The following is a 22,392-nucleotide window of genomic DNA, read 5'->3' on the forward strand; positions in this document are numbered from 1 at the left end:
TGGGCCGCACACTGCTCACCCTGCTGATCGGGGCCGGGATCGCCATCGGGCTCCCGCTGGCCAGGAAGCGCTTCGCGCGCACCACCATGACCCAGGTCCACAGGATCAACCAATGAGCGCCGCAGGCGAGTTGGCGGGGCTGGACGCCCGGCGGCGCGGCTGGGTCGAGGACGCCTGGCGGCAGGTCTCCGGCGACCGGTTGCGCGAGCTGATCACCGGTCTCGTCGACATCCCGAGCCCCACCGGCGACGAGGGCCCGCTCGCGGAGCACATCGCCGCCACCCTCACGGCCGCCGGCTGCCCTGCCCGGGTCCAGTCCCTGGACGACCGGCAGGCCAACGCCTGGGCCCGGCTCTCCGGCGACGGCACCGGCCCCGACCTCATGCTGTACGCCCCGATCGACACCCTGACCGTGGGCGAGGAGAGCGAGGACCTGCCCTGGATCGGGCCGGAGCTGCGGGACGACATGCGCCCGCGGGCCACCGTCCACGACGACCTGGTCGTCGGCCTCGGCGCCTCCAACCCGAAGGGCCACGCCGCCTGCGTGATGATGGCCGCCGAGGCGATCGCCCTCGCCGGGATCCCGCTCACCGGCGACCTGGTCGCGGCCTTCGGCGCGGGCGGCATGCCCACCAACGCCCGGCCCGGCGGCACCCGCCGCAACACCGGTCAGGGGGTGGGCTGTTCGTTCCTCCTGGAGCAGGGCGTGTGGACCGACTACGCGCTCATCGCCAAGCCCGGCTGGACGGTGTCCTGGGACGAGGTCGGCCTCGTGTGGTTCGAGGTGACGGTCCACGGCACGCACACCTATGTGGGCTCACGCCACCGCCTCCCCTACGACAACGCCGTCGCGCGCGCCGGTGAGGTCGCCCGGCATCTGGAGGAGTGGTTCGTCGAGTACGCCGACCGGCACACCGCCGGCACGGTCGCGCCGCAGGGCATCGTCTCCTCGATCCGCGGCGGCTGGCCCCGGATGGCGGCGGTGACACCGGCCGCCTGCACCCTCATGGTGGACCTGCGCATCGGCCCGGACACGACACCGATGCAGGCCAAGCGGGAGTTCCTCGCGGCCCTGGACAAGGTGCCGGCGGACGTCACCGCCGACCTGGTCCTGGCGATCCCCGGCACCCGGACCGACCCGGAGAGCTGGATCTGCCGCTCGGCGACCGCCGGCTGGGAGGCCTTCGAGGGACGCGCGCACGAGGTGATCCGGGGCAACAGCGGGGCCACCGACGCCAACATCCTGCGCGGGCGCGGCATCCCGACCGTGCGGGTCGGCATGCCGAAGGTCACGGACTCCCTGTTCGACATCGACTTCGCCCGCGGCATGAACACCGTCTCCGTACAGGCCATGGAGAAGCTGACGCGCCATCTGATCCGTACGGCGGTCGACACCGTCACCCGGTCCCGCGCCGAGGTGGAAGGAGCAACACCGTGACCGAGATCGTCCTGGGCGTCGGCGCATCCCACAGCACGCTGATGAACACCCACTGGGAGGAGACCTTCCACAAGGACCGCGCCGAGCGGTTCCGCGACGCGCTCGTCGAGGCCCGGGAGGCCCTGGCCGCGGCCCGCCCCGACACCGTGATCCTGGTCGGCTCCAACCACTTCCGCGGCTTCTGGCTCGACCTGATCCCGAGCTTCACCATCGGTGTCGGCGAGTGCATAGCGAGCGGCGAGTCGGGCACCCCGAAGGGCCCCCAGCCGGTGGACGTCCCCCTGGCCCGGCACATCGCCGGCTCCCTCGTGGAAGACGGCGGTTTCGACCCGGCGTTCTCGGCCAGGCTCCAGATCGACCACGGCCAGTCGCACGCGATCCAGTACCTCCTCGAAGGGCTGGACGTGGAGATCGTGCCGCTCGTCGTGAACGTCTTCGCCCCGCCCCTGCCCACCCTCACGCGCTGCGAGGAACTGGGCCGGGCGATCCGGGACGCCGTACTGGCCTTCCCCGGCGACCGGCGCGTCGCGGTGATCGGCTCGGGCGGGCTCTCGCACCGGCTGCCCTGGCCGGACTGGCGGGAACCGCACGGCGACGACGAGGAGTTCATGGTCGGCGCCTGGCTGAACGGCCGGGAGAACTGGCAGGACTACGACGTCCGGCGCCGCGAGATCATCCGCGCCGCCGAGGCCGCGCTCAACCCCGAGTTCGACGACGGCTTCCTGTCCCTCGTCGAGCGCGGCGAGACCGCGCGGATCACCGCGTACTCCACCGAGGAGTTGGAGAAGGTCGCCGGCAACGGAGCGCAGGAGCTGCGCACCTGGCTGCTCATGTCGGCCGTGCTCGACCACGTGCCCGGCCGCCGGCTGGCGTACGAACCGATGCCCGAGTGGCTCACCGGAATGGGCGTCGCCGTCCTCGACCCCGCACAGGCACACACCGAAAGGCAGTCATGAGCATCTGGACCGAACTCTCGGGCATCGACTACCGCCACGCGTACGTCAAGACCGGCGACGTCACCACCCGCGCCCTGCAGGCCGGCCCCGAGGACGGCGAGCACGTCGTGTTCCTGCACGGCACGACCGGCCACCTGGAGGCGTTCGTCCGCAACATCCCGGCGCACGCCGAGGCCGGCTACCGCTGCCACGCCATCGACATGCTCGGCCACGGCTACACCGGCAAGCCGGACCGCCCGGGCGAGATCCCCGCGTACGTGGAGCACCTGATGGCCTACCTCGACGCGGTGGGCGCCGAGCGCGCGCACCTGGTCGGCGAGTCGCTGGGCGGGTGGGTGTCGTCCTGGGCGGCGAGCGAGCACCCGGACCGGGTCGCCTCCCTCCAGCTGCTGTGCATGGGCGGTACGAAGGTCAACCCGGCGGTGATGGAGCGGCTGAAGACCTCGACCCGCGCCGCGGCCCTGGAGCCGGAGGTCTCCTACACCCGCGACCGGCTGGCCCTGCTGTGGGCCGAGTGGGACGAGGACCTGGGCGAGGAGCTGACCCAGGTGCGCTACGAGATCTACCACCACCCCGACTTCCAGCGGAACCTGCACAACCTGCTGGCCCTCCAGGAGGTGGACGCCCGCGAGCGGAACCTGCTGCGTCCCGACCGGATGGCGCGGATCAAGGCCCCGACACTGGTGGTGTGGGGCAACAAGAACCCGCTCGGGGACGTCCCGGAGGCCGAGGCGATCGCCGCCGCGATTCCCGGGGCGAGGTTGGAGGTCTTCACCGAATGCGGGCATTGGCCGCAACATGAGAAGGCCACGCTGTACAACCCGCTGAGTCTCGCGTTCCTCGCCGAGTCGTCATCCGGTCACTGATCGTGAGATTCCAGCCGTAACCCCTGATCGTGAGGTGTCTGCCATGACCGTCGTCCCGATCGCCCGCGCCGTGGCCCCTGCCGCCCCGCCTGCCGAGACCGGGCCGTCTCTCGGTCCGGACTCGATGAACTCCGTCCTCGGCAAGGTGCGGCCCATCCTGGAGGCGTTCACCGTCGACGACGAGTCGCTCTCCCTCGCGGATCTCGTGCGCCGTACGGGCGTGGCGAAGGCGACCGTGCACCGGCTCTGCCAGGAGCTGGTCGTCTGGGGACTGCTGGAGCGGGCGGGCTGCGACTACCGGCTCGGGCTGCGGCTCTTCGAGATCGGGCAGCGGGTGCACCGGCAGCGGATCCTGCGCGAGGTGGCCCAGCCGTACATGGAGGATCTGCTGCTGGCCACCCAGGAGACCATCCACTTCGCGATCCACGACGGCCTCGACGTGGTCTACCTGGAGAAGATCCTGCCGCACCGGGGTCTGAGCGAGGAGTCCCGGGTGGCGGGGCGGCTCCCGCTGTACTGCACCGCCACCGGGAAGGCGATCCTGGCCTTCTCCCCCGCCACCCTGTTCGGGGAGGTGGTCAGGAACGGGCTGAAACCGTTCACCCGGCACACGATCACCTCTCCGGGGCGGCTGCGCGGTCAGGTGGAGCGCATCCGGGCGGAGGGCATCGCCGCGGAGGCGGAAGAGGTCCGGCTCGGCTACATGAGCATGGCCGTGCCCGTCTTCGGCCGGCAGGACACCCTCGCCGGCGCTCTGTCGATCACCGCCCCGACCTACCGCGTGGACGCCGCCGCGCACGCGAGCGCGCTGCGCACCGCGGGTCTGGGCATCGGTCGGGCGCTGCGGTCGGCTCTGTGAGCGTCCTGGACCAGGTACTGGCCCGGGCCCGGAGTCTCGTCGGCCGGTGGGAGGACGAGGACTGCGGCACGGTGACCGTCAAGGACTTCTGCCGGTACGCCGCCGCGCTGAACGACGCCGACTACATCCGCCGGGCCCGGGAACGGGAGGCGGCGGGCGCGGCGGTCGAGGCGCCCGTCCTCTTCCTCGCGGCCACCATGAGCTGGGAGGACGGGCCGGTCGAGGGGGACCTGCGGCCGGACGGGCTGGCCGCCCGGGAGTCACCGTGCACCGAGGGCCTGCCGGTGCGCCAGGTGCACGGCGGACAGACCGTACGGCTGTGCCGGGCCCCGGTCGCGGGCAGTCGCGTCACCGCTTCGCGTGCGGTCACCTCGGCCGAGCGCAAACAGGGCCGGTCCGGCGCCTTCGTCCTGCTCGGTCTCACCACCCGCTTCACCTCGGCGGACGGGACCGAACTGACGGCCGTCGACGAGACGATCGTCGTCATGGAGGCACTCGACTCCCCTGGAGCCGCATGAACACGCCCCTCGCCGGCGACATCTGTCCGCCGCGGCAGTACACGCACAGCAACGTCCAGCTCTTCCGCTTCAGCGCCGTGTCCTGGAACGCCCACCGCATCCACTACGACGCCGGGTTCGCCGCCTCGGAGGGCTTCCCGGACGTCGTCGTGCAGTCCACCCTGCACGGCGAGACACTCAGCCGGTACGCGCTGGCGTGGGCCGGACCCGCCGCCCGTCTGGAGACGGTGAGCTGGCGCAACCGTACGACCGCGGTGGCCGGCGAACCGCTCACCTGGACCGCGACCGTCCGGGCCGTGGAGGGCGCGCGCGTGTCCCTGGACGTGGCCGTCCACAAGGCCGACGGCACCCCGTGCGTGACGGGAACCGTCGAACTGGCCCTCGCCTGACCGTCGTCCCGTCAGCCGGACCGGTTCCGTTGGGCGGAGAGCGGCCCGTTCCTACGCTCCTGAAGCATGAGCGTTCCTACAGTTGAGCCGGTCGCCCCGGACGAGTCGTCGGTGACCGAGACCGACATCCTGATCATCGGCGCCGGCCCGTCCGGCCTCTACGGCGCCTACTACGCCGGCTTCCGCGGACTGCGCGTCACCGTCATGGACGTACTGCCCCAGTGCGGCGGCCAGATCAGCGCGATGTACCCGGAGAAGCCCATCTTCGACATCGCCGGGTTCCCGTCGGTGCGCGGGCGCGACCTCGTCGACAACCTGGTCGCGCAGGCCGCGCCGTACGGCGTCCGCTACCTCCTCGGGGAGCGGGCGGTCGACCTGGCCCACGGGCCCGACTGCCGTCCCCTGGTCCGCACCGACCGGGGAACCGTCGTGCGGGCCGAGGCAGTGGTGATCACCGGCGGAGTGGGGACCTTCACCCCCAGGCCGCTCCCGGCGGGCGAGGACTACCTCGGCCGCGGGCAGGTGTACTTCGTGCCGGACCCGGCCGAGCACACCGGCCACGACGTGGTCGTGGTCGGCGGCGGCGACAGCGCCTTCGACTGGGCGGCACTGCTCGCCCCGATCGCCAGGTCCGTCACCCTCGTCCACCGCAGCGCACGCTTCCGTGCGCACGCGGCGAGTGTGGAGAAGGTACGCACCCTCGGCATCGAGATCATCACCGACTCCGAGGTGAGCGCGCTGCACGGCGCGTCGGGCGTCGAGCGGGTCGAGGTCCGGCACCGTACCGAGAAGACCACCCGGCTGCTGCCCGCCCGCACCGTCGTCGCCGCCCTCGGCTTCGTCGCCGACCTCGGGCCACTCCAGACCTGGGGACTCGAACTCCAGGCCCGGCGGATCGCCGTCGACACCCGGATGGCCACCAACCTGCCCCGGGTGTTCGCCGCCGGCGACATCACCGACTACCCGGGCAAGGTGCGGCTGATCTCCGTCGGTTTCGGCGAGGTCGCCACCGCCGTGAACAACGCGGCCACCGTCATCGATCCGGAGGCGGCCCTGTTCCCCGGACATTCCACGGAGAAGGAGAACTGACATGGCCTACGTCATCGGATCGGCCTGCGTCGACATCATGGACCGGTCGTGCATGGAGGAGTGCCCGGTCGACTGCATCTACGAGGGCGAGCGCAAGCTCTACATCAACCCGGTGGAGTGCATCGACTGCGGCGCCTGCGAGACGGCCTGCCCCGAGCAGGCGATCACCGTCGACCGGCTGGCCGACCCGGAGTTCCGCGCCGACAACCGCCGCTTCTTCGAGGAGCCGCTGTCCGGCCGTACGGCTCCCCTCGGCACGCCGGGCGGGGCGAGCGGGCTGGGACCGGTGGGTGTCGACACCGCCTTCGTGAACTCCCTCGAAGACCGTGCCTGACGGACGGGGTGGCGCAAATCTGCGTCTCCAGGGGTGGCGCAATCCTGCGCCTCCCGACGGAATTCCAAGCGAAAGCTGCACCGCAACACGGGCATACCCTCGCCCACTCACACTCCTCCTTACCAGTTCCCACGGAGAGGAGTGAACACAGCCTCATGACGGAGCGAACGGTCCTGTCGGGAGTGACGTTGATCGACGGCACGGGGAGTGCCGCGCGGGCGAATGCGACCGTGGTGATCGACGGTGCCGTGATCGCCGAGGTGGGTCCCGCGGACACGGTGGCGACGACCCCCCGGGACACGGTGTACGACCTGCGGGGGACGACCCTGTTGCCCGGCCTCATCGACTGTCATGTGCATCTGCGGTCCAACGCGGGCACCCGGCCGCACGACGTGCACCTGTGGAACATGCTGACCTCGGTGGAGGAACAGACCCTCCATGCCGCGGCCAACGCCCGTGAGGCGCTGCGGTCCGGTTTCACCACGGTCCGTGACACCGCCGGCTCGCTGCCCGAGGTGGCGGTCAAGCACGTGATCGACGAGTACGTCCTCGACGGGGCGCGGGTCGTCGCCTCGGGTCTCGTGGGCATGACCGCGGGACACGGCGACATGTTCTGTCCGGCGACACTCGACGAGAAGCGGATGTGGTCGCCGGCGGACGGGGTCGACGAGTGCCGCAAGCGGGTCCGGCAGTACGCCCGGATGGGCGTGGACCTGATCAAGATCTGCACGAGCGGCGGCACGCTCTCCCTCGGCGACAAGACCGAGTGGCGCAACTACACGGACGCCGAGATCGACGCGATCGTCGACGAGGCGCACGCCCTGGACCTGCGGGTGGCGGCCCACGCGCACACCCGGGGCGGGATCACGGCGGCGCTGAGCGCCGGGGTCGACACCCTGGAGCACGGCTCCGACCTGGACGAGGACCTCATCGAGCTGATGCTCGAACAGGGCACCTTCCTGTGCCCGACCCTTTCGATCAGCGAGTTCATGAGGGAACACGGGCCCGGGCGCGGCCTGGCCGCCGAGCAGTTGGACAAGGCGGAGCGGCTCCACGAGCGCCGGCTGGCGTCCGTGCGCAGGGCCTACCGGGCCGGTGTACGGATCATCTCGGGCAGCGACTCCTCCAACACGATGCGCTTCGGGAACCACGCACGCGAACTGGAGCTGCTGCACGAGCAGATCGGCATGACACCGGCGGAGGTCCTGGTCGCGGCGACCTCGGCGGCCGCGGACGCCCTCGGCCTCGGTGCCAGGACGGGGACGGTCGCCCCGGGGATGTGGGCGGACCTGCTGCTGGTGGACGGCGATCCGCTCGCCGATCTGAGCGTGCTCGCCGACCGGCGGCGACTGCGCGCGGTGTTCCGCGAGGGCCGGGCGGTGGACCCGGGCGCGGCCGAGTCCGTCCCCGCCGCCCTGGCCGCGCGCCGCCGTCCCTCCGATCCGGCCCGTCCGACGCCCCGGGCGTCGGCGCCGGCCGCCGCGATGTAAGGGGAGAGACCCAGTGCTGCGTTATCTGTCGATCCGATTGGTCCGCTCGCTCGCGGTGGTCCTCTGCCTCAGCGCCATCGTGTTCGCCCTGGCGCATCTCGTCCCCGGTGACCCGGCGGCCCTGATCGCGGGCGAGAACTCGACTCCCCAGCTGCGTGCCGAGATCACCCGGCAACTGGGACTCGACCAGCCCGTGTGGTCGCAGTACCTCAGCTGGATCGGGCACGCCGTCCGGGGCGACCTGGGCTCGTCGCTGCTGGACGGGCAGAGCGTCGCCGCACAGGTCGCCGCGCGCCTCCCGGTGAGCCTGGAACTCGCCGTCTACGCCGCGGTGATCGCGGTCCTGTGGGGCATTCCTGCGGGGATCTGGTCGGCCATGCACCAGGGGCGCGTCAAGGACCGGGTGGTCAACAGCGCTGCCTTCATGGGGCTCGCCGTCCCGCCGTTCGTGGTCGGCACGGTCATGGTCCTCCTGGTCAGCACGCTGGCACCGGCCTGGCCGCTGTTCTCGTTCGTACCGTTCTCCCAGGACCCGCTCCTCAACCTCCAGGTGCTGCTGCTGCCCGCGGTGGCGCTGGGCATCCCGTTCGGCGCGACGCTCTGCCGCTACATGCGGACCGCCGTCCTCGACGTCGAGGGCCAGGACTTCATGCGGACGGCGGCGGCGAAGGGCGCGGGACGGCGACGGCTGATGCTGCGGCACGCGCTGCGCAACGCGCTGGTGCCGGTGGTCACCGCCGGCGGGCTCCAGCTCGGGGTGCTGGTCGGCGGCACCGTCATCGTCGAGCAGGTCTTCGCCCTCCCCGGGCTCGGCTCACTGATCGTCAACTCCATCACCCAGCACGACTTCACGGTGATCCAGGGCGCGATCCTCGCGCTGGGCGCCTCCTACGTGCTGATCAACCTGGTGACCGACCTGGTCTACCCCCTCATCGACCCCCGCATCCGGACGACTGGAGCTCGCCGTGACGGTTGAATCCACCGCGTCCGCCGTCCCCGTGACCGCGGCGCCACGACGACGGCTCCGCCTCGGCTGGAACCCGACGCTGACCACGGGTGTCTGCATCCTCGGCGCGATCGTGGTGCTGGCCCTGCTCATCGCCGGCTTCGGCCGCTACTCGGCGGAGGACGTCAGCGACTCGCTGCTCACCGGTCCGTCGGGAAGCCACTGGCTGGGCACCGACAACCTCGGCCGTGACCTGTTCACCAGGACTTTCGTCGCCGCCCGGCAGTCCCTCCTAGTGGCCTTCGGGGCGACCACGCTCGCGGCGCTGATCGGCGTGCCGATCGGTCTCGTGGCCGGTTACAACGCCCGGCGGCTTGACGCCGTGCTGATGGCGGCGATGGACACCGCGATGTCCATCCCCTCGGTGCTGCTCGCGCTCGTGCTGGTGTCGGTCTTCACCCCGGGCATGTGGGTCCTGATCACCGGCATGGGGCTGATCTTCGTGCCGTACTTCGCCCGGATCGTGCGTGCTCCGGCGCTGACCGTGCGCGAGCGCGACTTCGTCTCGGCGGCCCGTATCGCCGGGGTCCGCACCCCGGTGATCATCGGCCGCCATGTGCTGCCGAACGTGCTGTCCTCCGCGCTCGTCCAGTACGCGAACACGGCGGCGACCTGCGTCCTGGTCGAGGCGTCCCTGAGCTACCTGGGCCTCGGCATCCAGCCGCCGACGCCGAGCTGGGGCCGGATGATCTTCGAAGGGCAGCGCTACATGAAGGACGACCCGCTGCTGGTGATCGTCCCCGGCATCACGCTGGCCGTCGCCACCGCCGCCTTCGGCCTGATCTCCGACGGCCTGCAGGAACAGCTGAACCCGCGCGGCAAGCGCCGCACCACCTGATCGGACGTCGGTCCACGTCATTTCACCCTCACGTTCTTGAGAAACAGGCGGTCACCATGACGAACCATGTACACACGCGCAGAACGGCGCTGACGCTCGGCGGGAGCACGCTGGCCGGCCTGCTGCTCGCGGGCTGCGGCGGCACGGCGACGGCCGGCAAGGTCTCGGGCAAGCCGGTCAGCGGCGGATCCCTCCTCGTGGGCCTCGACGGGGAGCCCACCGTCGGCTTCGACCCGCATGTGGCCCAGGCGTACTTCGACCAGCAGATCGTCGCGCAGTTCTACGAGGGCCTGCTGAGCCTGGACAGCAAGGGCAAGGTGCAGCCCGGCCTCGCCAAGAGCTACCAGCAGGTGAACCCCACGACCTACCGTTTCACGCTCCGCGACGGGGTGACCTTCCACGACGGCAGCAAGCTCACCACCGATGACGTGATCTTCAGCCTGAAGCGGCTGATGGATCCCGCGATCAAGTCGCCGTACACCCAGCAGTACAAGATCAAGACGGTGACCGCCGTGGACGGCAGCACGGTGGAGGTGAAGCTCAGCACCCCCCAGCCGTCCCTGTACAACTTCCTGGCCCGCCCGTGGAGCGGCGCCATCATGAGCCGGAAGTGGACGACGTCCCGTACCGGCAACCAGCTCAAGCAGTCGGAGAACGGCACCGGCCCCTTCGCCCTGAAGAAGTGGACGAAGGGCGTCTCCATCCAGCTCTCCGGTTACCGCGGCTACTGGGAGAAGCCGAAGCCGTACCTCGATTCGGTCACCTACCGGCTCATACCCGATGAGACCTCGCGCGTCGCCTCGCTGCGCTCGAACTCGGTACAGCTGCTGTCCTTCCGCGACCTGCGCATGGTCGAGGACGTCAAGAGCACGAACGGCGTCACCGAGGCCAACGGGCCCCTCGTCTCCAGCATCTGGCTCAACATGAACACCCTGAGCGGGCCGCTCGCCGACAAGCGGGTGCGGCAGGCGTTCAACCTCGCCATCGACCGCAACACCCTGATCAAGACCCTGGGCAGCGGCTCCGCCACCTTCGGCTACGTCATCCCGCCCCAGGACCCGTACGGCACCACCCCCACGGCCTCCGACCCGATGTACCAGCAGAACCAGGCCAAGGCCAAGGACCTGCTCAGGGCGGCGGGCCAGAGCAAGGTCGACATCGAACTGCTCGCCCCCAGCGACCCGGCCTACGGCCCCGACATCTCCGCCATGGAGCTGATGAAGGCCCAGCTGTCCAAGGTCGGCATCACCCTCAACCTCAAGCTCGTGCCGTTCGCGAGCATCGTGCCGCACGTGCTGGCCGGCGACTACAGCGACATGGTGATGATGACCAGCGTGCTGAACGCCGACCCGAGCCAGTACCTCGACCTGTGGTTCGCCAAGGGCAGCCCGGGGACCAAGGTCAAGGACCAGCACCTGTGGGACCTGATGGCCGCCGCGAAGGCCGAGGAGAACAACACCAAGCGGGTGACGCTGTACCACCAGCTCGCCCAGTACATCGCCGACGAGGCCTACCTGCTGGTGCCCTATGCCAAGGCGGTGCGGGGCGAGGCGTGGAGCGACCGGCTGCACGGCTACCAGCCGGATGCCACGGCGACCCGCCTCAACCTGAAGAACGCGTGGCTGGTGCCGTGAAAGCCGACACACTGACTCCCCCTCGGACCGGTACGGAGGCGGACGGCACGGGCCCGGTCCTCGATGTGTCGGGACTGCACATCGGATTCGGCGGCTCGGACGTGGTCTCCGGTGTGGACCTGCGCGTCGAACAGGGCGAAGTGGTCGGCCTGATCGGCGAGAGCGGCTGCGGCAAGTCCAGCGTCGCGCTCGCGGCCATGGGGCTGCTGGGGTCCGGCGCCTCCGTCCGGGCCGACCGGCTGACGGCCTGCGGCACGGATCTGCTGGGCAGCAGCCCCGCCGAGTTGGAGAGCCTGCGCGGCGACCGGGTGGCGATGGTCTTCCAGGAGCCCATGACCTCCCTCAACCCGTGCATGCGGGTCGGCGCGCAGGTCGCCGAGGTGCTGCGGATCCACGGCAAGGCAGGCCGGCAGGAGGCCCGGGAGCGGGCGGTGGAACTGCTGCGCCTCGTGGAGATCCCCTCGCCCGAGCGCCGGGCCCGGCAGTTCCCGCACGAACTGTCCGGCGGCATGCGGCAGCGCGTCGTCATCGCCATCGCGATGGCGGGCAACCCGCGGCTGCTGCTGGCCGACGAACCGACGACCGCGCTGGACGTCACCGTGCAGGCCGAGATCCTGCGCCTGCTGCGCTCGCTCCAGGAGGAGCACGGCATGGGGATGCTGCTCATCTCGCACGACCTCGGTGTCATCACCGCCATGTGCAGTCGGGTGCAGGTGATGTACGCCGGTCAGGCGGTCGAGTCCGGCACCGTCGACCAGGTGCTGAACGCACCCCGGCACCCCTACACGCGCGCGCTGCTCGCGGCGGTACCGCGGATGAGGGACGGCGACCGTACCCCGCTGACCGCGATCCGCGGCCAGCTCACCGACGACGCCCGCCGGCTGCCCGGCTGCCGCTTCGCGGCGCGCTGCCCGAGCGCCGCCGACGCCTGCGCCGACCCGCAGCCGCTGCGGCCGGTCGGTGACGGGTGGGTGTCGCGCTGCTGGCGCGACATCGAGGACGCCCCGACGGCAGCCGGAGGAAACGATGAGTGAAGCGCAGCCGGACCGGACCGTGAGCGAGCCGCTGCTCGAACTCTCCGGTATCGGGCACGAGTTCGGCGGCCGCCCGGGCCGTTCCGGTGTCCGGGCGGTCGACGACATCTCGCTCACCCTGAACCCCGGCGAGACGGTCGGTCTGGTCGGCGAGTCGGGATGCGGCAAGAGCACGCTGGGCCGGATCGCGACCCGGTTGTACCGGCCCACTCGCGGCGCGGTGCGCTTCGAGGGCAGGGACATGACGCACCAGCCGAAGAGTGCCGACCTGAAGGCCTTCCGGCGTGCGGTGCAGATGGTGTTCCAGGATCCCAACGGCTCGCTCAACCCGCGGCTGCCGGTCGGCTCCAGCATCGAGGAACCGCTGCGCGCCCGGGGCGTGCCGCGCGCCGACCGGCGTACCCGACTGGCGCAGGTGCTGGAGGAGGTCGGCCTCGACGCGGCGGCGGCCACCCGCTACCCGCACGAGTTCTCCGGCGGCCAGCGCCAACGGCTCGCACTGGCCCGCGCGTTGGCCCCGCGGCCGTCCGTCATCGTCCTGGACGAGCCGACGTCGGCACTCGACGTCTCCATCCAGGCGCAGATCCTCAACCTCCTCCAGGAGATCCAACAGCGCGACCGCATCGCCTACCTGTTCATCTCGCACAACCTCGGTGTGGTCCGCCACCTCAGCGAACGGGTGGCCGTGATGTACCTCGGGTCGATCGTCGAGATCGCCCCGGCAGGGGAGCTGTTCGAGGCTCCGCAGCACCCGTACTCGATGGCGCTGCTCTCGTCCGTCCTGGAGCCGGGCGCCGGCTCCGAGCCGGGCGAACGGATCGTCCTCAAGGGCGAACTGCCCTCCCCCGCGGACGTTCCGGCGGGCTGCCCCTTCTCCTCCCGCTGCTGGCTGGCGGACGACCACTGCCGCAGCGAGCGCCCCGAACTCACCGAACAGGCGCCGGGCCATCTGACGGCCTGCCACAAACCAGGGAGTCACTCATGACCCACACGCTGCGCCGCGGCTACGTATCCAGCCGTTTCGGTCAGCTGCACTATGCCGAATGCGGTACGGGCGAGCCCGTACTGATGCTCCATCAGACACCCCGGTCCTGGACCGAGTACCTGGAGGTGCTCCCCCGCGTCGGGGCGGTGCACCGGGCCATCGCCATGGACACCCTGGGCTTCGGCGCCTCCGCGAAACCCGACGAACCGCACACGATCGACCGGTGGGCGGACGCGGCCGACGACCTGATCGAGGAACTGGGCCTGGAGCGCTTCCATCTCGTGGGCCACCACACCGGCGGGGTGATCGCGGTGGAACTCGCCGCGCGCCACGGGAAACGGGTCGCGAGCCTGTTCCTGTCCGGCACGCCCTTCATCGACGAGGAGAAGCGGCGTACGGCGGACCAGCGCAAGGCCGTCGACCATGTCGTCCCCCGCCCCGACGGCTCGCATCTGCTCGAACTGTGGAACCTCCGGCGCCCGTTCTACAAGGACGGCGAGGAGGCCGCCCTCAACCGGTTCATGGTCGACGCGCTGACCGTGCTGGACCGGGTGGAGGAAGGTCATGTCGCGGTCCGGGGCTCGATGATGGACCAGCGGCTGCCCCTCGTCACCGCCCGCACCCTCGCCGTCTGCGCCTCCGAGGACCACTTCTCGATGCCGGGTCTGGAGAAGTTCGCGGACGCAGGCTGCGAGACGCTGGTCATCCCCGGCGGCCACGTCCCCGTGCCGGAGCAGCTTCCCGAGGAGTTCTCCCGGCACATCCTCGAATGGGTGGCGGCGGTATGACCACCGTCAGCGATGTCCGGGCGGCCGACGAGCGGCCCAACTCGGTGCTCGGCAAGGTGAGTCTCATCCTGTCCGCCTTCGGGGACGACGACTTCTCGCTGGGCCTCGCCGAGCTGCGGTCCCGTACCGGGATAGCCAAGGCCACCGTCTACCGGCTCTGCCAGGAGCTCGTCGCCACCGACTTCCTGGAGCGAGACGGCTGCAACTACCGTCTGGGCGTACGGCTTTACGCGATGGGTCTGCGCTCACCCCACCAGCGCACCCTGCGCGAGGCGGCCAGGCCCGTCATCGAGAACCTCGCCCAGAGCCTCGACAACGCCGTCATCCTGGCGATACCGCACGACTCCGAGCTGCTGTGCGTCGAGAGCCTCGGCACCCACCGCAACCGGGCCCGCTCCACCGCCGGCGGCCGGCGTCTGCAGTTGCACAGCACCGCGGCGGGCAAGCTCACCCTCGCCCTGCTCCCCGAGCAGTACCCGCTCACGCGGATCCTCCCGCTGACGGTCCGCTGCACCCCGTACACGCTCGGCCCCGCCCAGCTTCCCGGCGAGCTCAGGCGTATCCGGGAGCAGGGCCACGCCGTCGAGGTCGAGGAGAGACGGCTCGGCTACCTCGCGGTCGCGGTGCCCGTGCGCGGCACCGACGACGCCTACCTGGGCGCGCTGTCGGTCATCGCCCCCACGGCGGGCAGCAGGATCTCCCGGCTGCTCCCGGCCCTGACCCGGGCGTCGGGCATCATCACGGCGCGACTCGCCCGGTACGAGTCCCTCCTCCCTCCGCTGTGAGGGCGGGCACCGCACCGCCTTCGACGAGGGCCGCCACGAAACCCGCGGGATTGTCGCGCATCATGTGGTGGCCCGCGTCGGGGACCTCGACGACCGGGATGCCCGCCGCCCGGACCGCGCGTTCGTCCTCGTACGGGCGGCTGCGGGTGCCGAGCAGCATGACCCGGGGCTGCGGAAGGCCGTAGAAGATCTCCGCCGTCCCGGGAGTGGTACCGCCCACCAGGCTCACCGCGCTGCGGTGCAGGATCGCGGGGTCCGCCGCTCGCACCCGTGCCGCGTAGTCGGGCTCCAGCCCCGCCAGTACGGTACGGAATCCATGGCTGACGAAGTCCTCCTCCCGATGGGCCGCGATGGCCGCGCTGTACAGCCCGCCGCCGGCCCGCAGGTTGGGCTCGGCCACGACGACCCGCGAGGCCAGCTCCGGGCGCGCCGCGGCGAGGACGATCGCGATGCTCCCGCCCATCGAGTGCCCGATGAGAACGGCGTCCTTGATCCCGCAGTGGTCCAGGACGGCGGCGACCGCCTCGGCATGGGCCTCCAGCGTGCCCGGGAACGCCTCCGGACGGTCGCTGAACCCGTGCCCGAGGAGGTCGACGACCACCGCCCGCCGGCCCTGGAGGCCGGGATGCGTGACGGTCCCGGTGAAATCGGCGGAACCGGCGCACCCCAGCCCGTGGATGTACACCTGCGCGGGGCCCTCGCCGGGGATGTCGATCCAGCGCATGTGGCCGCCGGCCGTCGGGATGTACGTGGATCGCATCAGTGCTCCTCAGCAGGCGTCGGGCAACGGGAGGCCGGTGGGTTCGCAGGTGGCGTCCTCATCGCCACAGACGCCTCTCGTCCGGCATCTCCGCGAGGCGGTCGGCCGGGGCGTGGGTCGCCTGGGGTTCCCGCAGTGGCACGACGCCGACGCACCGGCCGTCCCGGTCCAGCAGCCGTCCCATGTGCTTGACCGTACGCAGCACCACCGAGCGGTCGTCGATCACGAGGCGGGGCAGCCGGCGCGACAGGTGTGCCTCGAAGGTGTGCACGTCGGCCAGCGCGCGCAGCCACACGTCGATCACCAGGTTGTGCGGGCCCGCGGTGATCGCGCACGAGCGGACCTCCCGTACACCGGACAGCACGCGGCTGGTCTCCTCCAGGTACTGGGCGGGGACGGACGCGAAGTACACCGCGGACAGCGGCCAGCCGGACAGCGGCCTGGCCAGGTCGCAGCGCAGGCTCACCCGCGAGGCCAGCAGCGACTGCAGCCGGCGGCGCACCGTGGTGAGACCGACGCCGGTGGCGGTCGCCAGGGCGCGGATCGACATCCGGCCGTCGGAGCTGAGCAGTTCCAGGATCTGTGCGTCCAGGGCGTCCCAGGGCGCGGTGGTCCCCGTGCCCGCATCGGGCGGAACGTCCGACGCGTGGCTCGCCTCGATACGGGCGCACTGTGCCGCGTCCAGGCTGCGCAGCCGCCAGCGGCTGCCCTCGGTCGGGACACCGGTGGAGACGTGCGTACGCGTCGCCCGTACGCCGGGTGTCTGCTGGAAGAGCCGGGTGGTGAGGTGGGCCAGTTCGTCGAGATCCCTGGTCTGTACGGCGGTCACGACATCGCGTCCGCCGGCCGTGATCTTGACGTTCGCCACGGCGTGCTCGGCGGCGAGCGCGCGTGCCACGTCCTCCGCGACGCCCGGCTCGGTGTCGACCTCGACGATGCCCGTCACCACGATCCGGAAGTCGGACAGCCGCGGATAGGCGGTCACCCATGCCAGGCCGGCCTCCTCCAGCCGCTGCCAGCGCCGGGCGACCGTCACCGGGTTGACGCCGAGTACGTCGCCCACCAGAGTCCACGGGGCCCGGGGGTGTATCTGCAGCGCGTGCACGACACCGCGGTCGAGTTCGTCGAGGTCCGACGCAGCGAAATCCTGCGCCTCCTGGGACGGCGCATTCCTGCGTGCCCCACTGAAATCACGACCGGAAGCTGCACCGTAGCGCTGGGTTCTCTCGTGCATTGCAGACTCCCTTTCGCCTGTTCCTGACACCGAGGTGCCCGATACCGGGGTTCCTGATACCGAGGAGTGATTCGGCCCCACCATGACGGATGCCATGACGCAAGAGACCTTCAGGACCGCGCTGCGAGTCGAGAATGCCCGCCTCATCGACGGTACCGGCGCCCTCCCGGTGGACGACGCCGTCATCGTCTCGGACGCGGAGGGAACGCTCACCTACGCCGGCCCGGCCGCCACGGCCCCGCCGATGCCCGGTGACACCTCCACGGTCCGGATTATCGACGCCGGCGGCCGGACGGTGCTCCCCGGGTTCTTCGACTGCCACACCCACCTCGCGTACGCGCATGGCTCGCCGCCCGGGCGCCGTGGCGAACTCGACCCGGTGCTGGTCACCTACGACACCGCGACCCGGCTCCGGCAGACCCTGGACGCCGGCATCACCACCGCCCGTGACCTGGGCGGACTGTCCACCGGATTCCGTACCGCCGTCGAGACCGGCCGGATCGTCGGCCCCCGCCTGCACACCGCCGTCCGCATCATCAGCCACACCGGCGGACATGCCGACTTCCGGCTGCCCGACGGCACCGACCTCAGCGGCGGAGAGATGGCCCAACTGGCCGACACCGTGGACGAGTCCCGGCTCGCCGTACGCACGATGCTGCGCGCGGGCGCCGACGTGATCAAGATCTGCGCCACCGGCGGCATGGCCAGCCCCTACGACCAGCCCGAGGACGAGGGGCTGCTCGAAGAGGAGATCCGGGCCGTGGTGGACGAGTGCCGGCGGCACGGCGGCAAGCCGGTCGCCGCCCACGCCCAGGGCACCGCGGGCATCCTCAACGCCATCCACGGCGGCGTCACCAGCATCGAGCACGGCTACGGCCTGGACGAGCAGGCGCTGGACCTGGCGGGCGAGCGGGGGACCTTCGTGGTGCCGACCCTGTCCACGGTGTTCGCGGGGATCGACAAGGACACGATGCCCGCGCACCACTACCAGAAGAAGATCCGCTGGTCGGGCATCACCAAGGAGAACATCGCCCGCGCCATCGAGCAGGGCGCCCGCATCGCGCTCGGCACCGACGCCGCCGTCTGCCCGCACGGCCAGAACCTGCTGGAGCTGCGCTACCTCGTGGACCTGGGCATGGACCCCATGGCCGCCGTCGTCGCCGGCACCCGCACCTCCGCCGAGCTCCTGGGCCTCTCCGACCGGCTCGGCACCCTGACCGCCGGCAAGACCGCCGATCTGGTCCTGTGCGACGGCGACCCGCTCACGGACATCGGGGTGCTCGGCGATCCCGGGAACATCGTGTGCGTCGTCCAGGACGGCGTCGTACGCAAGGATCTCCTGCCGCCCGCCGGACGACGCTGACGTCCTCACGTGCCGGCCTTGCCGCTCCGGGCGGCGGAACGGAGGGCCGGCAGGACCGAGGAGCCGACGGTCTCGATCAGTTCGGTGGGCGCGTCGTAGGAGCCGACGTGCTGCAGGAACACATCGGTCACTCCCGCCGCGCGCAGTGTCCGCAGCCGTTCCGTGATCTGTGCGGCCGTTCCGAACAGGCAGAACTCCTGGGCGAACCGGACGGCCGCCTCGTCGCTGATCCAGGCCGAACAGATCCTGACGGCCGCGTCCCAGTCCTCGGCGTGCACGAGGTCCGGATAGACGCCCTCCACCGTCGCCGGGACGTCCACGTCGATCCCCGCGAGGGCGAGGAAGGGCGCGCCGCCGTTCTGCGCGATCGAGGCGCAGATCGGCTTGATCTGCCGGGCCTCGGCCGCGATGTCGTCGGTCACCGCGCAGAACGCGGAGACGGTCACCGGCAGTGTCCCGGCACTCCGGCCGACCGCCTCGGCGCCTTCCCGCACCCGGGCGGTGGCGGCGGCCAGGGTCCGCGGGGAGACACCGCTGAGCAGGATGACACCGTCGGCGATCTCACCGGCGAGGCGCAGGTTCCGCGGCCCGCTGGCCGCCAGATGGATCGGCACCGACGGCTGGGGATCGCGCAGCCGGGAGCGGACCTTGCCGTCGAAGTCCCACTCGTGCCCGTCCAGCAGCGCGCGCAGCATGCTCAGTCCCTCGCGCAGTTGCGCCGCGTTGGTCTGCCGCAGGCCGACGGGCGCCACGGAGCTGTTGCCCACGCCGAGGCCGAGGGTGAACCTGCCGGGCGCGAGTTCGGCCACGCTGCGTGCGGCCGAGGCGACGACGGACGGGTGCCGGGTCGCCACGTTGGTGACGGCGGTGCCGAGGCCGATCCGCTCGGTGCCCAGGGCGGCGGCGGTCAGCGTGGTGAACACGTCCCGCCACAGCAGCTGCGAGTCGGGGAACCACACCTGGTCGAACCCGAGTTCCTCGGCCCGCCGTACGGTCCCGGCCACCCGGTCCGCCCGGTCGCACGGAGGGATGCGAACCCCGATCCGCAGCGGGCCCTTGTCCGTGCTCACCGGCACATCTCGAAGAACGCTCATGGACAGCACCCTAGGAAGGACCCGGCTGCCGCCGAACGTCTGCGGTCCGTTGAGCGATCCGCTTCCGTCGGTACGAACGGGGCCACGAGCACGCGAGGATGATCCGGAGTTCCGCCCGTCGTGCCCGGTCGGCACCGGTCCTCACGCATCCCCGTAGGCCTCCCCGCCCAGTTCGAGGCCGGCCGTTCCCGCCGTCGCGTCGGCCAGCCACGCGCGGAAGGCGTCCACGTCGGCGTCCGGCAGCCCGATCTCGATGGTGACCGCCTCGCCGTAGCGGACGTCCCGGACCTCGCGGCCGGTGGCGCGCAGGTCGTTGTGGACCTTGCCGGCCCGCTGGTGGTCGACGGTCACCGTGGCCAGCCGGAAGCGGCGGCGGGTGATCGCGCCGAGGCTGTCGAGGGCCTCGCCGACCGCGCCGCCGTACGCGCGGATGAGTCCGCCGGCGCCGAGCTTGACCCCGCCGTAGTAGCGGGTGACGACGGCGACGACGTACCGCATGTCGCGGCGCAGCAGCATCTGGAGCATGGGGACGCCCGCGGTGCCGCCCGGTTCGCCGTCGTCGCTGGCCTTCTGCGTGGAGGCGTCGGCGCCGATGACGTAGGCCCAGCAGTTGTGGGTGGCGTCGGCGTGCTCCTTGCGGACGCGCGCCACGAAGTCCTGGGCCTCCTGCTCGGTGGCCGCCGGGGCGAGGGCGCACAGGAAGCGGGAGCGGTTGACCTCGGTCTCGTGGGTACCCGCGCGGGCGACGGTGCGGTACTCGTCCTGCATCCGCCCACCCTATGCGGACGCCCCGTGGCCCTTCTCCCCGCGAGGCACCGTCACCTCCGTCAGCAGTGCCGTCCCCGGGCCCAGCGCCGTCCATGCCGTCCCGTGCCAGGCCAGGACGGCGATCGCCGACGTCGGGAACTTCCTGCGCACCTGCTCCAGGGTGTCGTCCAGGCCGTCCCCGGCCAGTTCCAGGACCAGTTCCTCCAGTCCCGGGTTGTGCCCGACCAGCAGCAGCGTCTCCACCTCGGCCGGTGCCTCGCGCACCACCTCCAGGAGGTCGGGCACGCCGGCCGCGTACACCCGGCGGTCGTGGCGCACCGGCGGTGGTGTGCCCCACTGGGCGGACGCCAGGTCCCAGGTCTGCCGGGCGCGTACCGCGGTGGAGCAGACCGCGAGGTCGGGCAGGCAGTCGGACGCGGCCAGGGCGCGGCCGGCGGCGGGGGCGTCCCGGCGGCCGCGGGCCGCGAGCGGGCGCAGCTGGTCGGCGACGCCCTCGGGCCAGGACGACTTGGCGTGCCGCAGGACGACCAGCCGGCGCAGCGGTCCCGCGCCCGCCCTGGCGGTCACGCGGCGCTCCCGAGATCGCGGGTGAGTTCGAGGGCGAGCAGCCGGTCGGCGAAGGCGCAGGTCTCGAAGCGGGCGCCGTCGGGGATCTCGGGCTGGTTCTCCATCCAGCGCAGGACGCCGAGCACCCCGGGCACGTCGAGGTCGTCCTCCCAGGCCTCCCGCAGCCGTCCCCGCACCTTTTCGGGCACCGGCCGCGAGGGACTGCGCGCCCATCGGGCCACCGCCTGCCGCAGTCGCCCGAGCCGCCGCCCCGCCGCGTCGAGGGCGCCGGCACCGAGGTGGACGGCCGTGCCGCGCGGGGCGTCGAGAAGGGCGAGCCGGAGTGCGGCGGGGTCGGCGAGCCCGTGGAGGACGCCGGCGTCGGGGCCGCCGGCCGGGGCGACGGCGACGGTCGGCCCGGTGCCGGGCACGGTCACGCCCTCCGCCGCCACGTGGACGACCTGGGCCTCGCCCAATCCCGAGGAGAGGTCGCGGCCGTCCTCGAAGGGGCGGATGCCGAGGGTGGTGGCGGCGGCGTGCAGCTCGGCCTGGTGGTGGTCGGCGGTGAGCAGGGGCAGGACCGGGGTGCCGCCGATCTCCAGGGCGCGCAGGAGCAGGTCGGTGGTGAGCAGGACCCGCAGCGCCGTCAGGTCGTACCCGCAGGCATGGACCTCGACCCGGGTCAGGGCACGGCGGGCGGGGGCGGCGGGGACGGTCTCACCGGTCTTGGCGTCGAGGATGCGCAGCACGGGCTGAGCGTAGGCGGGCGGAAGGCCGTACGCAGGCACCTTGCGACGATTCCGGTCACCGTGGCGGGAGATGCGGGACATGCGGGACTTGGGACACCTTCTGCCGCGAAGACTGTCCCGACGGCATTGCGCGGGTCCTGCACCCTCCCACGCCTGGGCACCACGCGCGCCGGTCGCCCCCTCCCGACGTGCTGTGATGGGCTTCACCGTAAACATGAGGCACCCCTCGAGTACGCTGGGCACGGCCGAACATGAGGACCCCCTCAGGATGTCCCCCACAGCTCGGCACCGGGCTGATCCGGAATCTCCGGGTCGCACCGCACGAACATGACAGCGGCCGCCACATCGGCGGAATCGCAGCACCTCACAAGGAATGACTATGAACACGTGGATCAGGCGCGTCTCGATCGCCGTTGCTTCTACCGCGCTGGCAGGCGGAGCCCTCCTCGGAGCCGGCGGCTCGGCATCGGCGGCGACGGCATCGGGCCCCGCGGAGCACACACGATCCTCGATCGTCGCCCTCGCTACCGGCAGCGACCATGACAGCCACAGCGAGACCGGATACGAGAGCGGCCACCACGGGGAGCAGGACGACGGCTGGGACGCACCCCGCGGCTGGTACACGAACGACGACCGCCAAGGTCACGACGCCGACCAGCACCCCTACCGCACGCAGGAAGAGCGTCGGGACGGTCACCACCTGTACGTCTGGGACGGGCACCGCCTGCAGAAGACGACGACGCGGTACAGCGCCGGCGCCGACCGCTGGTACCTGGACCAGGTCGCCTGGTACCTGCACCAGCGCTGATGCGGCCGCAGGCCATCACGGTCGGTGTGACGAGCCGCGACGACGCGGCCGGGGGTCACGC

At 71.6% G+C, this 22,392-nt stretch carries 24 protein-coding genes; 18 read left to right on the plus strand and 6 right to left on the minus strand.

The window, feature by feature from the left end; genetic code table 11:
• Nucleotides 1-112 precede the first annotated feature (112 nt).
• From ACFWXC_RS37420 to ACFWXC_RS37495, 16 genes are all read left to right on the plus strand, one after another.
• Nucleotides 113-1,438 (plus strand): M20 family metallopeptidase, encoded by a 1,326-nt coding sequence (locus ACFWXC_RS37420; protein WP_384485914.1) that lies wholly within the window; start codon nucleotides 113-115, stop codon nucleotides 1,436-1,438.
• A complete protein-coding gene (locus ACFWXC_RS37425) occupies nucleotides 1,435-2,394 on the plus strand; it encodes a catechol 1,2-dioxygenase (RefSeq protein ID WP_384485916.1) in 960 nt (319 codons plus the stop codon). The genes ACFWXC_RS37420 and ACFWXC_RS37425 overlap by 4 nt, the downstream gene beginning before the upstream one ends.
• Nucleotides 2,391-3,260 carry an alpha/beta fold hydrolase gene (locus tag ACFWXC_RS37430; protein WP_384485918.1) on the plus strand — a complete coding sequence of 290 codons (870 nt, stop codon included), beginning with the start codon at nucleotides 2,391-2,393 and terminating at the stop codon, nucleotides 3,258-3,260. Before ACFWXC_RS37425 ends, ACFWXC_RS37430 begins: the two co-directional genes overlap by 4 nt.
• 43 nt (nucleotides 3,261-3,303) lie before the next feature.
• A complete protein-coding gene (locus ACFWXC_RS37435) occupies nucleotides 3,304-4,119 on the plus strand; it encodes an IclR family transcriptional regulator (protein WP_384485920.1) in 816 nt (271 codons plus the stop codon).
• Entirely contained in the window at nucleotides 4,116-4,637 is a 522-nt protein-coding gene (locus tag ACFWXC_RS37440) for a MaoC family dehydratase N-terminal domain-containing protein (RefSeq protein ID WP_384485922.1), read from the plus strand. The genes ACFWXC_RS37435 and ACFWXC_RS37440 overlap by 4 nt, the downstream gene beginning before the upstream one ends.
• On the plus strand, nucleotides 4,634-5,026 hold the full coding sequence (locus ACFWXC_RS37445) for an acyl dehydratase (protein ID WP_384485924.1): 393 nt from the start codon (nucleotides 4,634-4,636) through the stop codon (nucleotides 5,024-5,026). The genes ACFWXC_RS37440 and ACFWXC_RS37445 overlap by 4 nt, the downstream gene beginning before the upstream one ends.
• A gap of 66 nt (nucleotides 5,027-5,092) precedes the next feature.
• Nucleotides 5,093-6,115, plus strand: coding sequence for an NAD(P)/FAD-dependent oxidoreductase (locus ACFWXC_RS37450; RefSeq protein ID WP_384485926.1), 1,023 nt, complete (start codon nucleotides 5,093-5,095; stop codon nucleotides 6,113-6,115).
• 1 nt (nucleotide 6,116) lies between these two features.
• A complete protein-coding gene (gene fdxA, locus ACFWXC_RS37455; protein WP_384485928.1) occupies nucleotides 6,117-6,449 on the plus strand; it encodes a ferredoxin in 333 nt (110 codons plus the stop codon).
• Between the two features lie 155 nt (nucleotides 6,450-6,604).
• Nucleotides 6,605-7,939 (plus strand): amidohydrolase family protein, encoded by a 1,335-nt coding sequence (locus ACFWXC_RS37460; protein WP_384485930.1) that lies wholly within the window; start codon nucleotides 6,605-6,607, stop codon nucleotides 7,937-7,939.
• Between the two features lie 13 nt (nucleotides 7,940-7,952).
• Entirely contained in the window at nucleotides 7,953-8,915 is a 963-nt protein-coding gene (locus tag ACFWXC_RS37465) for an ABC transporter permease (protein WP_384485932.1), read from the plus strand.
• On the plus strand, nucleotides 8,905-9,783 hold the full coding sequence (locus ACFWXC_RS37470; RefSeq protein ID WP_384485934.1) for an ABC transporter permease: 879 nt from the start codon (nucleotides 8,905-8,907) through the stop codon (nucleotides 9,781-9,783). Before ACFWXC_RS37465 ends, ACFWXC_RS37470 begins: the two co-directional genes overlap by 11 nt.
• A gap of 56 nt (nucleotides 9,784-9,839) precedes the next feature.
• A complete protein-coding gene (locus tag ACFWXC_RS37475; RefSeq protein WP_384485936.1) occupies nucleotides 9,840-11,417 on the plus strand; it encodes an ABC transporter substrate-binding protein in 1,578 nt (525 codons plus the stop codon).
• Nucleotides 11,414-12,451: an ABC transporter ATP-binding protein gene (locus tag ACFWXC_RS37480; RefSeq protein WP_384485938.1), complete on the plus strand. Its 1,038-nt coding sequence runs from the start codon at nucleotides 11,414-11,416 to the stop codon at nucleotides 12,449-12,451. The genes ACFWXC_RS37475 and ACFWXC_RS37480 overlap by 4 nt, the downstream gene beginning before the upstream one ends.
• Entirely contained in the window at nucleotides 12,444-13,436 is a 993-nt protein-coding gene (locus ACFWXC_RS37485; RefSeq protein WP_384485940.1) for an ABC transporter ATP-binding protein, read from the plus strand. The genes ACFWXC_RS37480 and ACFWXC_RS37485 overlap by 8 nt, the downstream gene beginning before the upstream one ends.
• The gene (locus tag ACFWXC_RS37490; protein ID WP_384485942.1) at nucleotides 13,433-14,224 is read left to right on the plus strand and encodes an alpha/beta fold hydrolase; all 792 of its coding nucleotides are present in this window, start codon (nucleotides 13,433-13,435) and stop codon (nucleotides 14,222-14,224) included. Before ACFWXC_RS37485 ends, ACFWXC_RS37490 begins: the two co-directional genes overlap by 4 nt.
• A complete protein-coding gene (locus tag ACFWXC_RS37495) occupies nucleotides 14,221-15,009 on the plus strand; it encodes an IclR family transcriptional regulator (protein WP_384485944.1) in 789 nt (262 codons plus the stop codon). The genes ACFWXC_RS37490 and ACFWXC_RS37495 overlap by 4 nt, the downstream gene beginning before the upstream one ends.
• Here the strand turns inward: ACFWXC_RS37495 and ACFWXC_RS37500 are convergent.
• Nucleotides 14,963-15,769, minus strand: a complete 807-nt coding sequence (locus ACFWXC_RS37500) for an alpha/beta fold hydrolase (protein WP_384485946.1) — start codon at nucleotides 15,767-15,769, stop codon at nucleotides 14,963-14,965. The genes ACFWXC_RS37495 and ACFWXC_RS37500 overlap by 47 nt on opposite strands.
• 58 nt (nucleotides 15,770-15,827) lie before the next feature.
• A complete protein-coding gene (locus ACFWXC_RS37505; protein WP_384485948.1) occupies nucleotides 15,828-17,003 on the minus strand; it encodes an Lrp/AsnC family transcriptional regulator in 1,176 nt (391 codons plus the stop codon).
• Between the two features lie 82 nt (nucleotides 17,004-17,085).
• On the opposite strand from ACFWXC_RS37505, the gene ACFWXC_RS37510 reads away from it, so the two are divergent.
• Nucleotides 17,086-18,366 carry an amidohydrolase family protein gene (locus ACFWXC_RS37510; RefSeq protein ID WP_384485950.1) on the plus strand — a complete coding sequence of 427 codons (1,281 nt, stop codon included), beginning with the start codon at nucleotides 17,086-17,088 and terminating at the stop codon, nucleotides 18,364-18,366.
• Between the two features lie 5 nt (nucleotides 18,367-18,371).
• Here ACFWXC_RS37510 and ACFWXC_RS37515 read toward each other — a convergent pair whose 3' ends face one another.
• The 4 genes from ACFWXC_RS37515 to ACFWXC_RS37530 all read right to left on the minus strand — a co-directional run bounded on the left by ACFWXC_RS37515 (nucleotide 18,372) and on the right by ACFWXC_RS37530 (nucleotide 21,523).
• Complete coding sequence (locus ACFWXC_RS37515) at nucleotides 18,372-19,460, minus strand: LLM class flavin-dependent oxidoreductase (RefSeq protein WP_384485952.1); 1,089 nt, start codon at nucleotides 19,458-19,460, stop codon at nucleotides 18,372-18,374.
• A 141-nt stretch (nucleotides 19,461-19,601) separates the two neighbouring features.
• Nucleotides 19,602-20,228 carry a YigZ family protein gene (locus ACFWXC_RS37520; RefSeq protein ID WP_384485954.1) on the minus strand — a complete coding sequence of 209 codons (627 nt, stop codon included), beginning with the start codon at nucleotides 20,226-20,228 and terminating at the stop codon, nucleotides 19,602-19,604.
• Nucleotides 20,229-20,237: 9 nt separating this feature from the next.
• Nucleotides 20,238-20,795: a SixA phosphatase family protein gene (locus ACFWXC_RS37525; RefSeq protein ID WP_384485956.1), complete on the minus strand. Its 558-nt coding sequence runs from the start codon at nucleotides 20,793-20,795 to the stop codon at nucleotides 20,238-20,240.
• Nucleotides 20,792-21,523 (minus strand): hypothetical protein, encoded by a 732-nt coding sequence (locus ACFWXC_RS37530; RefSeq protein WP_384485958.1) that lies wholly within the window; start codon nucleotides 21,521-21,523, stop codon nucleotides 20,792-20,794. Before ACFWXC_RS37530 ends, ACFWXC_RS37525 begins: the two co-directional genes overlap by 4 nt.
• A gap of 379 nt (nucleotides 21,524-21,902) precedes the next feature.
• On the opposite strand from ACFWXC_RS37530, the gene ACFWXC_RS37535 reads away from it, so the two are divergent.
• Nucleotides 21,903-22,331 carry a hypothetical protein gene (locus ACFWXC_RS37535; RefSeq protein ID WP_384485960.1) on the plus strand — a complete coding sequence of 143 codons (429 nt, stop codon included), beginning with the start codon at nucleotides 21,903-21,905 and terminating at the stop codon, nucleotides 22,329-22,331.
• The last annotated feature ends 61 nt before the right edge of the window (nucleotides 22,332-22,392 follow it).

This window comes from Streptomyces sp. NPDC058683 (assembly GCF_042716195.1).
Taxonomy (GTDB): Bacteria; Actinomycetota; Actinomycetes; order Streptomycetales; family Streptomycetaceae; genus Streptomyces.